This is a genomic window from Pseudomonas sp. DrBHI1, from assembly GCF_002205115.1.
Classification (GTDB): Bacteria; Pseudomonadota; Gammaproteobacteria; order Pseudomonadales; family Pseudomonadaceae; genus Aquipseudomonas; species Aquipseudomonas mosselii.
Genome location: NZ_NIBE01000054.1, coordinates 37,515 through 52,451, shown reverse-complemented (window position 1 = coordinate 52,451; position 14,937 = coordinate 37,515). Strand labels below are relative to the sequence as shown.

Genomic DNA, 14,937 nt, shown 5'->3' with positions numbered 1-14,937 from the left:
GCCCTTACGGCGGGTAACTTTTTGAAGGATCAAAAAGTCACCAAAAAATCCTCGCTCCATTCATCCGGCCCCTACGCTTCGCTCCGGGGTTCCCTCGCTCCGTTCTTGCTCCCGGGAGGACCGCGCTGAACGCCCCATCCTGGGGCGCAGCGCTTGACGGGCATCCATGCCCGTCACCTCCCTCCGCAAGAACTCCGCTCGGCCTCCTGAAGTCGCAATTGGCGTTGCCTGAACTATCGCGCGCTTAGAAGCAAGATCAAGATCAAGATCAAGATCAACAGACATGAACCAACTATTGGGCCACTGGCAGTGTAGCTAAGTTATAGGTTCTCGGCGACTAGCCGGCTCCCACAGGGATAATTGAACCCCTCAAAGGGCAGCGCTAATTTACTGTTGATCGTTGTAATGAAACTTCGGCATCTCCCAATGAAACCGAATCGCCAACAACCGCACCAGAAAACCACCAAACAATGTCAGCAACATGGCCTGCTCCGCCGGCACCTTGAAGTAAACGCACCCCAGGTAGAACCAAGCCGCCGCGAACGACACACTGGCATAGAGCTCACGCCGAAACACCAGCGGAATATCGTTGCAGAAGATATCCCGCAGGATGCCGCCAAACACCCCGGTAATCACCCCGCTGATCGAAGCAACCAGGAACCCCTGCCCCATCTCCAGCGCGGTCATGCAGCCGATCAGGGTAAACGCCACCAACCCCAGCGCGTCGAGCACCAGGAACAGCGACCGCAGGTGACGCATCAAGGGCGCGATGAAAATCGTCAGCAGCGCCGCGAAGCTGGTCAGCACCAGGTACTCCGGGTGCTTCACCCAGGTCAGCGGGTAGTGCCCAAGCAGCACGTCACGCACCGAGCCACCACCGAGCGCGGTGACGCAGGCGATCAGCACCACGCCGAACCAGTCCATGCCGCGGCGGCCGGCGGACAGGGCGCCGGTCATGGCTTCGGCGGTGATCGCGATGAGGTAGAGCATCAGCAACATGGTGCAGGTCCGTGCGGGAAAGGCGCGCAGTCTACCCAGTCGCGCGGGGCACCAAAAGGGGGCGCGCCGACGATCGTCGGCGCACGACAAGGTCAGACCTTGATGAAGTGCTCGCGATAGTGGCGCAGCTCGCCAATCGACTCGCGAATATCGTCCAGCGCCAGGTGGGTGCTGCCCTTCTTGAAGCTGTCACGCACTTCCGGCGCCCAGCGCGCGGCCAGCTCCTTGAGCGTGGACACATCGAGGTTGCGATAGTGGAAGTAGTTTTCCAACTCGCGCATGTGGCGATACAGGAAACGACGGTCCTGGCAGATACTGTTGCCACAGATCGGCGACTTGCCCTTCGGCACCCACTGTTCGAGGAAAGCGATGGTCTGCGCCTCGGCCTCGGCCATGCTCACCTTGCTCTCCCGCACGCGCTGGGTCAGGCCCGAGGCGCCGTGGGTGCGGGTGTTCCACTCGTCCATGCGCGCCAACACCTCATCACTGTGGTGAATGGCGATCACCGGGCCTTCGGCCAGGGTGTTCAGCTCGCTGTCGGTGACGATGGTGGCCATCTCGATGATGACGTCGTTGTCCGGATCCAGGCCGGTCATCTCCAGATCGATCCAGATCAGATTCTGTGGGTTCTGCATGAAAAGGCTCCTCGAATAGCCCGTCATATTAGCCTAGCGGGGCGGCTCGTGGGCGTGCCGTGCTAAACTGCCCGCCGTTTTCTTTCTGCCCCGCCGACACGGAACCCTCATGGCCAAACGCCAGCTCAATCGCCGCCAGAACTGGCGCATCGAAAAGATCCAGGGCGAGCGCGCCGCCCGCGCCGCCAAACGCGAGCAGCACGTGCTGCAGGAACTGGAGGGTGGCGATCTAGGGCCGGAACAACTGGGCCTGGTGATCGCCCACTTCGGTGTGCAGGTCGAGGTCGAGGCCCAGGACGGCGAGGCCGCCGGCCAGGTCTTCCGTTGCCACCTGCGGGCCAATCTGCCGGCGCTGGTCACCGGCGACCGTGTGGTCTGGCGCGCGGGCAACCAGGGCATCGGCGTGATCGTCGCGCAGATGCCGCGCAGCACCGAGCTGTGCCGGCCAAACAATCATGGCCAGCTCAAGCCGGTGGCAGCCAACGTCGACCTGATCGTCATTGTCTTCGCCCCTGCGCCCGAACCGCACCCCAACCTGATCGACCGGTACCTGGTCGCCGCCGAGCATGCCGGCATCCACCCACTGCTACTGCTGAACAAGGCCGACCTGATCAACGACGAGAACGCCCCGACTCTCAATGCCATGCTCGAGGTCTACCGCGGCCTGGGCTACCCGCTGCTGGAAGTCTCGGCGCACCAGGGCGATGGCATGCAGCGCTTGCAGCAGACGCTCGATGGTCATATCAGCGTGTTCGTCGGACAGTCGGGCGTGGGCAAGTCCTCGCTGGTCAACAGCCTGCTGCCTGATGCAGGCACCCGTGTCGGCGACCTATCGGAATGGTCCGGCCAGGGCACCCACACCACTACCACCGCGCGCCTCTACCACTTCCCCAATGGCGGTGACCTGATCGACTCGCCGGGCATCCGCGAATTCGGCCTGGGCCATGTCAGCCGTGATGATGTCGAGGATGGATTCATCGAATTCCGCGAACTGATCGGCAACTGCCGCTTCCGCGACTGCAAGCATGACCGCGAGCCTGGCTGTGCGCTGCTCAAGGCCCTGGAAGACGGCAGCGTCACGCAACAGCGAATGAACAGCTACCGCTCGATCATCGCCAGTTTGCCAGAAGACACCTATTGAAGTGACGGCAAGCACGCCAGCATCGTAGGAAATTTTACCGGAACAGGTAGGACCGCTCCGGTTTCGCGGTCTCCTATTGTCCCTCCCACGGTTTTCCCTGATGGTCATGACTTTGTCGTCGGCATTGATCAGGGAGGGCAGCACAGATGCCGGTATTCATCAGTTACCACCAGAACGAACGGCTCGATGCCTTCATCTTAAACGAGCGCCTGCTACTAGAAGGCATTCCCACCCAACTCGTCCCCTTCGACAGTGAAGGACAGACCCACGACGACCTGCAAGGCAGCTTTTGCCAACACATGGCCGATGCCACTCACTGGATCGGAGTGCTCTGCGAGGCCTATACCGAAGACTTGTGGACGGCCTGGTTACTGGGCGCAGCGGCCATGGCGGATCGCCGGGTGACTTTCTACCACCCTGACTCGACTGAACTGCCGCAGGGCCTGCGCAAGTGGCCAGTAATGCGGGAACGAGCGCATATAGACCTGTTCGTGCGCGCCTATCATGACGAGCAGACCTTTGGCCGGGCCATGGCTTCACCGGCCGGGGACGGCGTAGTGTCGGACAGGGACAATGCAGATTTCTTCCATGCCGATCTCAAGGCCAAGATCAGGCGGGGGTTCTGAATGCATCGGGGCCGCAAAGCGGCCCCTGTCAATTACTGGTCTTTGGCCTCATCCATCTTCAACACGCCATCCTCGAAGATGTTCAGCTTCTGGCGCAGCTCGCGCGGCTGCATCGGCGTATCGCCCGGTGTCGCGGCCGCACCTGGCGCAGCACCCGTAGGCGGTGCTTCAGCGGCAGGTGGCGCTGCGTCCGGCTTGCCCTGCTCACCTTCGATATCGCGTTGCGCCTTCTTGGTCAGGACGATGATGTCGATACGGCGGTTGACCGGGTTAAACGGGTTGGCACGGTCGAACAGCGACGACGATGCATAACCGACCACACGGGCCACTTGCTCGTCCGGATAGCCACCGGCGACCAATGCACGACGCGCCGCGTTGGCGCGGTTGGCCGAAAGCTCCCAGTTACCGAAATCGCCGGTACCGGAATACGGCTTGGCATCGGTATGGCCACTGATGCTGATCTTGTTCGGGACCGCCTTGATGGTGTCGGCCATGGCCAACAGAATATCTTCGAAATAGGGCTGCAGTCGTGCACTCCCCAGGTCAAACATTGGCCGGTTCTCGGCATCCATGATCTGGATGCGCAGACCGTCCTGGGTGATCTCGAACAGGATCTGGTCCTTGAACTTCTGCAGTTGCGGGTTTTCCTCGACCTTGTTCTGCAACTCCTGCAGCAAGAGCTCGAGGCGCTCGCGCTCGACCTGCTCGGCCATGGTCTCGACCTTGTCCTTGTCCAGCTGCAGGCTGGTGTCGGGCGTCGGTTCGGACTTCACTTCCGGGTTGATGGTCTTTTCCGGCGCCAGTTGCGGCGAACCGCCCAGGTCGATGATGTAGGGCGTGCCGCTCTCGGAGAAGCCGATCGGATCCTTGAAGTAGCCGGCGATGGCGATCTTCTGCTCGGGCGTGGCCGTCGACAGCAGCCAGAGCACCAGGAAGAACGCCATCATCGCCGTGGCGAAGTCGGCGAAGGCGATTTTCCAGGCGCCGCCGTGATGGCCGTCGCCAAAGCGCTTGACGCGCTTGACGATGATGGGCTGATTGTTCTCCATGGCTTAGCGACCGCGTACCGCTTGTTCCAGCTCGGCGAAGCTCGGGCGGTGCGCCGGGTACAGCACCTTGCGACCGAACTCGACCGCCAGCGACGGCGGCATGCCGGAGGCCGAGGCCACCAGCGAGGCCTTGATCGCCTCGTAGACGTTCAGTTCCTCTTTCGCATCGTGGCGCAGGGCGTTGGCCAGCGGGCCGAAGAAGCCGTAGGCAGCGAGAATACCGAAGAAGGTACCGACCAGTGCCGCGCCCACGTGCAGGCCGATGGACTTCTGGTCGCCATCGCCCAACGAGGCCATGGTCACCACGATACCCAGTACCGCCGCGACGATACCGAAGCCGGGCATGCCGTCGGCGATGCCGGTCACCGCGTGGGACGGGTGCTCCAGCTCTTCCTTCATGCTCAGCAGCTCCATGTCGAACAGGCCTTCGAGCTCATGGGGCGCCATATTGCCTGTGGACATGATCCGCAGGTAGTCGCAGATGAACGCGGTCATGCGCTCATCGCCCAGCACGGCCGGGTACTTGGCAAAGATCGGGCTGGCCGCGGCGTCCTCGATGTCCCCCTCGATGGCCATCATGCCTTCACGACGGCTCTTGTTGAGGATCTCGTACACCAGGCCCAGCACTTCGAGGTAGAAGGTGTGGGTGAAGCGGGTGCCGAACATCTTCAGCGACTTCTTGATTACATGCATGGTCATGTAACCAGGGTTGGCCTGGAGGAACGCACCAAAGGCCGCGCCGCCGATGATCAGCACTTCGAACGGCTGGATCAGTGCCGCGATCTTGCCGTGGGAAAGCACGTAGCCGCCGAGCACGCTCGCGAATACGACGATGATGCCGATAATTTTAGCCATAAGTTGGAAGCACTTGCTGTCGTGGTCAGGGTAGGGAACGGAAGCTTGAAAACTCTTCTTCTACTTATCGGCAGAACTGCGCCAGACTATAGCCACTCATTGCGAAAAGCCAGTTCGGACTGATGTCAATATGCCAATTGAAACCAAGGTGCCAAGTCAGGTTCCGTCGAGTCTAGAGGCCTGGGTAAAGCTGCTCGACGGGATTCGAGTACCCGTGCCGAAAGACAGCCACGACCGCGTTCTACAGGCCATCAACGACAGCCGCCGCTCCCTGCGCGACATCGCCGAACTGATGCAGGACAGCCCCGCGTTGGTGCTCTGCGTGCTGCGCGAGGCCAACCACCCGGCCAACGCCAGCCTGGCGGAGCCTGCCGAAAGCCTGGAAATCGCCCTCAATCGGCTGGGGCTGGCCCGCACCAGCCAGTTGCTGGCGCGGCTGCCGTCGATACCGGCCGACGAGATCCCGCCGGTGCTGCGCCAGTTCCTGTTGATCAGCCAACACGCCACCCAACAGGCCAACGGCCTGTTCGCCAGCCGGCTGGCGCGGCTGTGGCAGGAAATCCACTGGGGCAGCCTGCTGTTCCTCTCGCCGCTGTGGCCGCTGGCCCTGGCTTACCCCAAATTGCTGGATAACTGGGAACTGCGGGTCATCCACAAGAGCGAGGACGCCGCCGAGGTCGAACGGGAACTGTTCGGCGTGCGCCTCATGCAACTATGCCAGGCCATGGCCGAGCATTGGCGCCTGCCCGAGTGGGTGACCCAGGGCTATCGCCTGCTGATGGACGAGCGCGAGCAACTGGCTCAGGTGCTGAACATCGCCCGCGAACAGGACCCGCTGGTCCAGCAGCAGCGCCTGGACGACGAGCCAGCGCTGCGTCGCTGGTTCAACCAGCCACCCAACACCGTGCTGCTGGCCAACGGCCTCGCCCTGGCCGCCCAGGTAGGCTGGGACAACCCGCACCTGCTGCGCTGGCAACTGCTCACCGCGCTATACCTGCAGACCACCCTGGACGATGTCCAGCAGCAGGTTCACCAACAAGCCGCGGCCAGTGCCCGTCATCACGCCCGTGATGCGCTGTTCCACCCGGCCGAGGCGCTGATCTGGCCCTGGCACCAGCGCAGACCGCACCCGGACATGCTTACTCCGCCGCCACCCAGCACCGAGGATCTTGGCCGCTGGCGCGCGCTGTGCCAGGAACTGTTGGCCCAGCCCAGCCCGTTCAGCAATGCCGTGCACCTGGCCACCCAGGCCCGCGACGCCCTGCTGGCCTGCGGCATGCAACGCATCATGCTGCTGAGCCTGGACAAGACCACCGATTACCTGCGCGTGCAGCAGACCGCCGGCCTGCCACGCGAGGCCGCCGCCATGGCGCTGCCCGTCGTGCAGAACAAATTGTTGCAAAAGTTGATGGCAAAAGCCGGGCAACTACGCCTGACACCCGACAACCATGCCCAGTTCAGTGCCCTGCTGCCGGCACCGCTGCGCGCTTTCTTCCGCGGCGAGCACTTGCTGCTGCGCTCGCTGGCGGTGGGCGACCAGGTACTGATGCTGGCGGTGGCCGACCAGGACGGCAAGCCGTTGGCCGACGTCAGCGTGCAGGCGTTCGGCAAGACCGCGCAATGCGTGGAGCGCGCCCTGGCCGTGTTTGCCACCCGCAATGCCTGACCCTTGCGCTACAATCGCCCCTCTTTCCACCCTGGAGAACGTGGATGACTGACTTTTCCGGCCTGTCCCTGGTGATCGAAGCCGAGGACCTGCTGCCGCGCCTGGATTCGCCGCGGCTGATCCTGGTCGACCTGACCAGCGCCAACCGCTATGGCAGCGGGCACATCCCCGGAGCCCGCTTCGTCGACCCGAAACGCACCCAGTTGGGCCAGCCCCCGGCACCCGGCCTGCTGCCGGCCCGTGCCGACCTGGAGAAACTGTTCGGTGAACTCGGCCACCGCGACGATGCAGTGTATGTGGTCTACGACGACGAGGGCGGCGGCTGGGCCGGGCGCTTCATCTGGCTGCTCGACGTCATCGGCCACAAGGGATACCACTACCTCAATGGCGGCATCCAGGCTTGGCCGGCGGACAAGCTGTCCACCGAAACGCCCGAAGTCGCCGGCGGCCCGGTGAGCCTGCACCTGCATGGCGAACCCACCGCTACCCGCGAATACCTGCAAAGCCGCCTGGGCGCCGCCGACCTGGTCATCTGGGACGCACGCGGGCCACTGGAATTCAGCGGCGAGAAGGTGCTGGCGGCCAAGGGCGGGCACATTCCCGGCGCGATCAACTTCGAGTGGACCGCCGGCATGGACCTGAACAACCACCTGCGCATCCGCAAGGACATCGCCGACGTCCTGCAAAACCTGGGCATCACCCCCGACAAGGAAGTGATTACCCACTGCCAGACCCACCACCGCTCCGGCTTCACCTACCTCGTGGCCAAAGCCCTCGGCTATCCACGGGTGAAGGGCTATGCCGGTTCCTGGGGCGAATGGGGCAATCACCCCGACACGCCCGTCGAAGTTTAAGGACGCTCAATGAAATCCCGCTTGTTCATCATCAGCCAGTACCTGCTGCCGCACCACCTGCTGTCGCGGCTGGCCGGCTGCGTCGCCGAGTGCCGCGCACGCTGGTTCAAGAACGCCTTCACCGCCTGGTTTGCCAAGCGCTACCAGGTGAACATGTCCGAGGCGCTGGTCGAAGATCTCAGTGCCTACGAGCACTTCAACGCTTTCTTCACCCGCGCCCTCAAGCCGGGAGCCCGCCCGCTGGACGAAACCCCCGGCGCGATCCTCTGCCCAGCCGATGGCGCCGTCAGCCAGCTCGGTCCGATCGAGCACGGCCGCATCTTCCAGGCCAAGGGCCACGGCTACAGCGCCCTGGAGCTGCTGGGCGGCGATCCGGCCCTGGCCGCACCGTTCATGGGCGGTGAATTCGCCACCATCTACCTGTCGCCCAAGGACTACCACCGCGTGCACATGCCGCTGGCAGGTACCCTGCGCGAGATGGTCTATGTGCCGGGTCGGCTGTTCTCGGTCAACCAAACCACCGCGGAAAACGTACCTGAGCTGTTCGCCCGCAACGAGCGCGTGGTCTGCCTGTTCGACACCGAGCGTGGGCCGATGGCCGTGGTGCTGGTCGGCGCAATGATCGTCGCCTCGATCGAGACCGTCTGGGCCGGCCTGGTCACGCCACCGAAGCGCGAGCTGAAGACCTTCCGCTACGACGAGGCCAGCCGTGCACCGATCCACCTGGAAAAGGGCGCCGAACTGGGCCGCTTCAAGCTGGGCTCCACCGCCATCGTGCTGTTCGGGCCGGAGCAGGTGAAGTGGGCAGAGAGCCTGGGTGCCGGCTCCGCGGTGCGCATGGGTGAGCTGCTGGCGCAGCCGACCCAGGCCTGACTATCCGGTAAGCAAAAGGCCCTGCATGATTCAAGTCATGCAGGGCCTTTTTTTGCCTTGGGATTGCTGGGAGGGCTTCGCCCTCCTTGGGCTCAAGATCAACCGCGCGCTTCGCGATCACGCACGCCCAGCAGGTACAGCACGCCATCCAGGCCCAGCGTCGAGATGGCCTGCTTGGCCGACTGGCGCACCAGCGGCTTGGCGCGGAAGGCCACGCCCAGGCCGGCCTGGGACAGCATCGGCAGGTCGTTGGCCCCATCACCAACGGCGATGGTCTGCTCGAGCTGCAGGCCCTCCTGACTGGCCAGTTGCAACAGCAGGTCGGCCTTGCGCTGGGCATCGACGATCGGTTCGACGGCCACCCCGGTCACCTTGCCGTCGACCACCTCCAGTTCGTTGGCGAATACGTAGTCGATGCCCAGGCGCGCCTGTACCTGCTTGGCAAAGTAGGTGAAACCGCCGGAGAGGATGGCGGTCTTGTAGCCCAGGCGCTTGAGTTCGGCAAACAGGTGCTCGGCGCCCTCGGTCAGGCGCAGCGAAGCACCGATCTGGTCGAGCACGCTCACGTCCAGCCCCTTGAGCAAGGCCATGCGCTCCTTGAAGCTGGCGCGAAAATCCAGTTCGCCACGCATGGCACGCTCGGTGATCGCCGCGACCTGTTCGCCGACGCCGGCGGCCTTGGCCAGCTCGTCGATGACTTCGGCCTCGATCAAGGTCGAGTCCATATCGAACACCGCCAGACGGCGGTTGCGGCGGAACAGGTCGTCTTTCTGGAAGGCGATGTCGATGCTCAGCTCTTCGGACAGCGCGAAGAACGCCGCACGCAGGGCCTGGCCGTCGTTCGGCTCGCCACGCACCGAGATTTCCAGCGCGGCCTTGCCCTTGTCGATCTGGGCGTCCAGCGCCACGCGGGCGGACAGCCGTTCGATGCGCTCGATGGTCAGGTCGTGCTCGCTGATGATGGCGCTGACGCGCTGCAACTGCTGCGGGGTGATCCGGCGGCTGAGCAGGGTAACGATGTGGCGGGCCTCACCCTGGCTGTCGGCCCAGTGCTGGTAGTCGGCCTCGGAAATGGGGGTGTAGCGGGCCTGCAAGTTCAGTTCGTGAGCCTTGGACTGCACGCTCTGCAGCAGCGCCGTGGCCACTTCGTTATCGGGGATGTCGACCAGGATGCCGAACGACAGCGTGCCGTGCATGACAGCGAGGCCGATGTCGAGAATACTCACACCGCCCTGGAGCAGGACGCCGGTGATGGCCGCAGTGAGACCCGGACGGTCTTCACCAGTGATGTTGATCAGGACGATTTCGCGCAAGACCGGGGCTCCAACTCGATGAAAAATGCGCATTCTACCGATTTTCCATGACCGCCGGGCGCCAACGATACTTTGCCGACAAAACGCGTGTCGCTATACTGCGCAGCAACTTTCTCGCCATAAAGAGCCGCGCTCTGTGAACCGGCCCACGCCCGTAAAACCCGACAACTTCTTCCTGATGATCTACCGAGCCCTGAGCCAGCGCCGAATTCCATTGGCCCTGCGCATTGCCAGCCACAACATTTTCCTGGTGGCCCTGGCCCTGGTGATCTATGCCTGCGTGATGGGCCTGCAGTTCAAGCAGGCCATGCACGAGCAGGCCGATGCCGTCGGCCAGAGCCTGACCACCCAGACCGCCACCTCGGCCACCGAGCTGCTGGTGTCCAACGACATCCTCAGCCTCAACGTGCTGCTGGGCAACCTTGTGAAGAACCCGCTGGTGGCCCATGCGGCCATCTACAGCGTGGACAACCGCATCCTCGCCGAGGCCGGCCAGCGCCCGCGCAACAGCCTGCTGGGCGAAACCGAAGGGGTCTACCAGACCAAGATCACCTTCCAGGACGTGACCGCCGGCCAGTTGCGCATCAGCCTGGACATGAACCAGTTCCAGCAACCGATGCTGATCAGCTTGCAGAGCATGGGTATCCTCGCCGCGATCCTGCTGGCCCTGGCCCTGACCCTCAGCCTGCGCCTTGGCCGCTTTATCTCGACGCCGCTGCTGCAGTTGCGCGTGTGGTTGCGTGACCCGCACCCTTACACGCCGGGCATCGACCGCCAGGACGAAGTCGGCGATCTGGCGCGCCAACTGCACGCGCGCCTCGCCCCACCGCCGCCACCTGAGCCTGAAGAAGAGGACGAGGAAGACGATTTCGACGACGCGCCAGTTGCCAAGGTCGCCCCACGGGCCAAGGCGATGGTACAGACTGCCGGGCACGACGAGGACGACGACGCCTTCGCCGACCTGATGGATGAGCAAAGCGCTCCGGCCAAGCCTGTCATCGTCGAGTCCGACGAGCCGCAGTTCAGTGCCGTGCTGGCCGTGCAGTTGGGCTCCCAGGAGCAACTGCGCCGCCTGCCACGCACCCGCCTGACCGAGCTGCTGGAGCGCTACCGCGACTGTTTGGAGCAGGCTGCATCGCTGTACGAAGGCGAAGTCCACACCCTGAACGACGGCAGCACCCTGCTGTTGTTCCACAGCCGCGACAGCGGCGAGGACTACCTGACCAATGCCATCTGCTGCGGCGAGCTGCTGCGTGCCCTGGGCCACGCCCTGCAGATCGAGGTGGCCGACAGCGGCATCACCCTGCAGCTGCAACTGGGTCTGGTGCTGGCTGACGACCTGCAAGGCCTGGATCAGGTCGACCTGCTAATGACCGAACAGGCCCAGGACGCCCTGGCTCTGTCGCAGCACAGCCGCAACCTGCTGCTGGTGGAGCGCCGCATCAGCGATGACGCCCTGGTGCGCCAGCGTGCGCGTATTCGGCCGATTGCCAGCCCGGAAGGCGCGTGCTGTGTAGAACGCCTGATGGAGCCTTACCCGTCGATGCTGGAACGCCAGCTGGCACGGATGCACGAGCGCCGCGCCTGAGCGCCACCGCTCATCTAGGACTTGCGTGGGAGCGGGCTTGCCCCGCGATAGCGTCGGGGCAGGCAATGTTGCTGCCCTGGCAAGCCCTATCGCGGGACAAGCCCGCTCCCACGCAGATCTGATAAAGCCTCCCGACCAAAGACACAAAAAAGCCCGCATCGCTGCGGGCTTTTTTGTGGCTGCGGATATCAGAAGCGGAACACTTCCATATCGGTACGAATCGGCGAGGCCATCGGAATCTTCGGTTTCTCAGGCTCTTTCTTCACCTGCACCGGCGCCGCCGGCTTGCGTGGCGTCTCCTCGGCGATGGCCGGCTGGTTGGCCAGTGGTTTAACGGCGGTGCTCAGCTGTTCGGCCAGCTTCTGCAACAATTGCCCCTGAGCCTGGACCTGCGCAGACTCGCTGCCCGCATGGGGCTGCTCGAGGTGGACGATGCGGTTGTCACGCACCTGGCCACGGCGGTCCAGCACACGCCACTGGGCGTCCAGGATCGCGGGCTGGTTCTTGCCCGAGTCCAGGCGGGTAATGGACAGCAGCACCTGCACGTCCGGCGTGAAGCCGGCGCTCGCCGGCGCCAGCACCACGCGCTGGCTGTCCAGGCGCCAGGCCAGCTGGCGCACCAGCAACTGGTCGATATCCGACGAAAGGCTGCCGGCCCAACGGCCATCGGTGGCTGCCGTCAGACTGCCATCGACCTGCCGCTGTAGAAAGGTCTCACGTTGCAGGTAGTCGGCCACCGATACCGGGCCGAGCACCACCGCCATGCCCGCCGCCTGGGTCGGCTGGCCGGGTTCACCGCTGTCGAGCTGATACAAGGCGACCGGCTGATGCATGCTGCATCCGCTCAGGCCCAGCAAGCCGGTCACCAGCAACGCAAATGGAAGGCGCAGAAATTTCATTCATCCCATCCAGGCGGTCGTCTCCAGACTGACCGCAGTGATACACATGTAGATTCATCCGGGCACCCGGCCACGCCGGCGCCACGCGGGCCCTATCATCCGCGAATTAGCCGCCAGACTCCAGCATTTCCGCCTGAAGCGGCGCCGAAAGCGCCGCATCAGACAGCCCATGCACTCAGGCGGGGGTTTCCACCATCAAGCTATCCACGCGCTGGAAACCACGTGGCAATTTGCTACCGCGGCGACCACGCTCACCCTTGTAGTGCTCGAGATCATCTGGTTTCAGAGAAAGGGTACGCTTGCCAGCTTGCAATACAAGGGTCGACCCCTCACTGATCACTGCCAGGTCAGTGACGAATTCTTCACGACTGGCTACTCGGTCGCCCGGAACGCCGATGATCTTGTTGCCCTTGCCCTTGCCCAACTGCGGCAGGTCGGCGACCTTGAATACCAGCAGACGGCCTTCGGTGGTTACCGCGGCCAGCCAGTCTTGCTCGCGGTCGGCCACCGGGCGCGGGGTCATCACCTTGGCGCCGTTGGGCAGGCTGAGCAGGCCCTTTCCGGCCTTGTTCTTGGCCTGCAGGTCCTCACCCTTGACCACGAAGCCGTAGCCGGCGTCGGAGGCCACCACGTACAGGGCCTCGTCCTCCGGCAGCAGCACGCACTCGAAGGTAGCGCCGGGCGGTGGAGTCAGACGACCGGTCAGCGGCTCGCCCTGGCCGCGCGCCGATGGCAGGCTGTGGGCCGCCACCGAATAGCTGCGGCCGGTGGAGTCGATGAGCACGGCGAATTGGTTGGAGCGTCCGGCGGCGGCGGCCTTGAAACCGTCACCGGCCTTGTAGGAAAGCCCGGTGGCATCGATATCGTGGCCCTTGGCGCAACGCACCCAGCCCTTCTCCGACAGCACCACGGTGACCGGTTCGGTCGGCATCAGCTCGTTTTCCGAGAGCGCCTTGGCCTCGGCACGCTCGACGATCGGCGAGCGACGGTCGTCGCCATAGGTCTCGGCGTCTTCGATCAGCTCGCTGCGCACCAGCTTGCGCAGCTTGGCATCGCTGCCCAGCAGGGTGGTCAGGCGCTTCTGTTCCTTGAGCAGCTCGTCCTGCTCGCCACGGATCTTCATCTCTTCCAGACGGGCCAGCTGGCGCAGGCGGGTCTCGAGGATGTAGTCAGCCTGGATTTCGGTCAGGTCGAAACGGGCGATCAGTGCCTGCTTGGGGTGCTCTTCGGTACGGATGATATGGATCACTTCATCCAGGTTGAGGAACGCGGTGAGCAGGCCTTCCAACAAGTGCAGGCGCTTCTCGACCTTGTCCAGGCGGTGCTGCAGGCGGCGACGGACGGTACCGATCCGGTACTCCAGCCACTCCAGCAGCAGCGCGCGCAGGTTCTTCAGCTGCGGACGGCCGTCGAGGCCGATGATGTTGACGTTGACCCGGTAGGTACTCTCGAGGTCGGTGGTAGCGAACAGGTGCTGCATCAATTCGGCGGCATCGACGCGGTTCGAACGTGGGATGATGACGATGCGGCAGGGGTTCTCGTGGTCCGACTCATCGCGCAGGTCGGCGACCATCGGCAGCTTCTTGGCCTGCATCTGCGCGGCGATCTGCTCCAGAACCTTGGCCCCGGAGACCTGGTGCGGCAACGCGGTGACGATGATGTCGCCGTCCTCGACACGGTACACCGCGCGCATGCGGATCGAGCCCTTGCCGGTCTCGTAGAGCTTGAGGATATCGGCGCGCGGGGTGACGATCTCGGCCTCGGTGGGGTAGTCCGGGCCCTGGATGTGCTCGCACAGCTGCTCGATGGTGGCCTTGGGCTCGTCGAGCAGGCGCACGCAGGCGCTGGCCACTTCCCGCAAGTTGTGCGGCGGCACGTCGGTGGCCATGCCCACGGCGATGCCGGTGGTACCGTTGAGCAGGATGTTCGGCAGGCGCGCCGGCAGCACCGCTGGCTCCTGCAGGGTGCCGTCGAAGTTCGGCACCCAGTCGACGGTGCCCTGGCCCAGCTCGCTGAGCAGCACTTCGGAATAGCGCGACAGGCGCGCCTCGGTGTAACGCATGGCGGCGAACGACTTCGGATCGTCCGGCGCACCCCAGTTGCCCTGGCCGTCGACCAGGGTGTAGCGGTAGCTGAACGGCTGGGCCATCAGCACCATGGCCTCGTAGCACGCCGAGTCACCGTGGGGGTGGAACTTGCCGAGCACGTCGCCGACGGTACGTGCCGACTTCTTGTGCTTGGAGTCGGCGTCCAGACCCAGCTCGCTCATGGCATAGACGATGCGGCGCTGGACCGGCTTGAGGCCGTCGCCGATGTGCGGCAGGGCGCGGTCCATGATCACGTACATGGAGTAGTTGAGGTAGGCCTGTTCGGTGAAGTCGGCCAGGGAACGGCGTTCGACGCCTTCGAGACTGTCCAGTAAGTCGCTCATGCGAGCCT

General features: G+C 64.0%; 13 protein-coding genes. 6 read left to right on the top strand and 7 right to left on the bottom strand.

Going from position 1 to position 14,937, the window contains the following annotated elements; genetic code table 11:
• Window positions 1–387 precede the first annotated feature (387 nt).
• On the bottom strand, window positions 388–999 hold the full coding sequence (locus tag CC207_RS10155) for a trimeric intracellular cation channel family protein (protein ID WP_023630647.1): 612 nt from the start codon (window positions 997–999) through the stop codon (window positions 388–390).
• 92 nt (window positions 1,000–1,091) lie between these two features.
• Window positions 1,092–1,634 (bottom strand): oligoribonuclease, encoded by a 543-nt coding sequence (gene orn, locus CC207_RS10150; RefSeq protein WP_028688268.1) that lies wholly within the window; start codon window positions 1,632–1,634, stop codon window positions 1,092–1,094.
• Window positions 1,635–1,743: 109 nt separating this feature from the next.
• Between orn and rsgA the strand changes: the two genes are divergently transcribed.
• Together rsgA and CC207_RS10140 are read left to right on the top strand one after the other, a co-directional pair.
• Window positions 1,744–2,775: a small ribosomal subunit biogenesis GTPase RsgA gene (rsgA, locus tag CC207_RS10145; RefSeq protein WP_028688269.1), complete on the top strand. Its 1,032-nt coding sequence runs from the start codon at window positions 1,744–1,746 to the stop codon at window positions 2,773–2,775.
• A 146-nt stretch (window positions 2,776–2,921) separates the two neighbouring features.
• Window positions 2,922–3,401 carry a molecular chaperone Tir gene (locus CC207_RS10140; protein WP_088852043.1) on the top strand — a complete coding sequence of 160 codons (480 nt, stop codon included), beginning with the start codon at window positions 2,922–2,924 and terminating at the stop codon, window positions 3,399–3,401.
• Window positions 3,402–3,433: 32 nt separating this feature from the next.
• Here the strand turns inward: CC207_RS10140 and motB are convergent, their stop codons facing one another.
• Together motB and motA are read right to left on the bottom strand one after the other, a co-directional pair.
• Window positions 3,434–4,450 (bottom strand): flagellar motor protein MotB, encoded by a 1,017-nt coding sequence (motB, locus tag CC207_RS10135; protein WP_088852042.1) that lies wholly within the window; start codon window positions 4,448–4,450, stop codon window positions 3,434–3,436.
• Window positions 4,451–4,453: 3 nt separating this feature from the next.
• Entirely contained in the window at window positions 4,454–5,305 is an 852-nt protein-coding gene (gene motA / locus CC207_RS10130) for a flagellar motor stator protein MotA (RefSeq protein WP_023630652.1), read from the bottom strand.
• Window positions 5,306–5,435: 130 nt separating this feature from the next.
• Here motA and CC207_RS10125 point away from each other — a divergent pair, with 130 nt between their 5' ends.
• The 3 genes from CC207_RS10125 to asd are packed head-to-tail and all read left to right on the top strand — an operon-like array spanning window position 5,436 to window position 8,698.
• Window positions 5,436–6,971, top strand: a complete 1,536-nt coding sequence (locus tag CC207_RS10125) for an HDOD domain-containing protein (RefSeq protein ID WP_088852041.1) — start codon at window positions 5,436–5,438, stop codon at window positions 6,969–6,971.
• Window positions 6,972–7,015: 44 nt separating this feature from the next.
• Window positions 7,016–7,825: a rhodanese-like domain-containing protein gene (locus CC207_RS27225; RefSeq protein WP_028688273.1), complete on the top strand. Its 810-nt coding sequence runs from the start codon at window positions 7,016–7,018 to the stop codon at window positions 7,823–7,825.
• 9 nt (window positions 7,826–7,834) lie between these two features.
• Window positions 7,835–8,698 (top strand): archaetidylserine decarboxylase, encoded by an 864-nt coding sequence (gene asd, locus CC207_RS27220; protein WP_028688274.1) that lies wholly within the window; start codon window positions 7,835–7,837, stop codon window positions 8,696–8,698.
• 98 nt (window positions 8,699–8,796) lie between these two features.
• On the opposite strand, the gene serB is transcribed toward asd, so the two are convergent.
• On the bottom strand, window positions 8,797–10,011 hold the full coding sequence (gene serB, locus CC207_RS10115; RefSeq protein ID WP_028688275.1) for a phosphoserine phosphatase SerB: 1,215 nt from the start codon (window positions 10,009–10,011) through the stop codon (window positions 8,797–8,799).
• Window positions 10,012–10,147: 136 nt separating this feature from the next.
• On the opposite strand from serB, the gene CC207_RS10110 reads away from it, so the two are divergent.
• Window positions 10,148–11,599, top strand: coding sequence for a histidine kinase (locus CC207_RS10110; protein ID WP_088852040.1), 1,452 nt, complete (start codon window positions 10,148–10,150; stop codon window positions 11,597–11,599).
• A 188-nt stretch (window positions 11,600–11,787) separates the two neighbouring features.
• Here CC207_RS10110 and CC207_RS10105 read toward each other — a convergent pair whose 3' ends face one another.
• Entirely contained in the window at window positions 11,788–12,498 is a 711-nt protein-coding gene (locus tag CC207_RS10105) for a membrane integrity-associated transporter subunit PqiC (protein WP_028688277.1), read from the bottom strand.
• 175 nt (window positions 12,499–12,673) lie between these two features.
• Window positions 12,674–14,929, bottom strand: coding sequence for a DNA topoisomerase IV subunit A (gene parC / locus CC207_RS10100; protein WP_028688278.1), 2,256 nt, complete (start codon window positions 14,927–14,929; stop codon window positions 12,674–12,676).
• Between the last annotated feature and the right edge of the window lie 8 nt (window positions 14,930–14,937).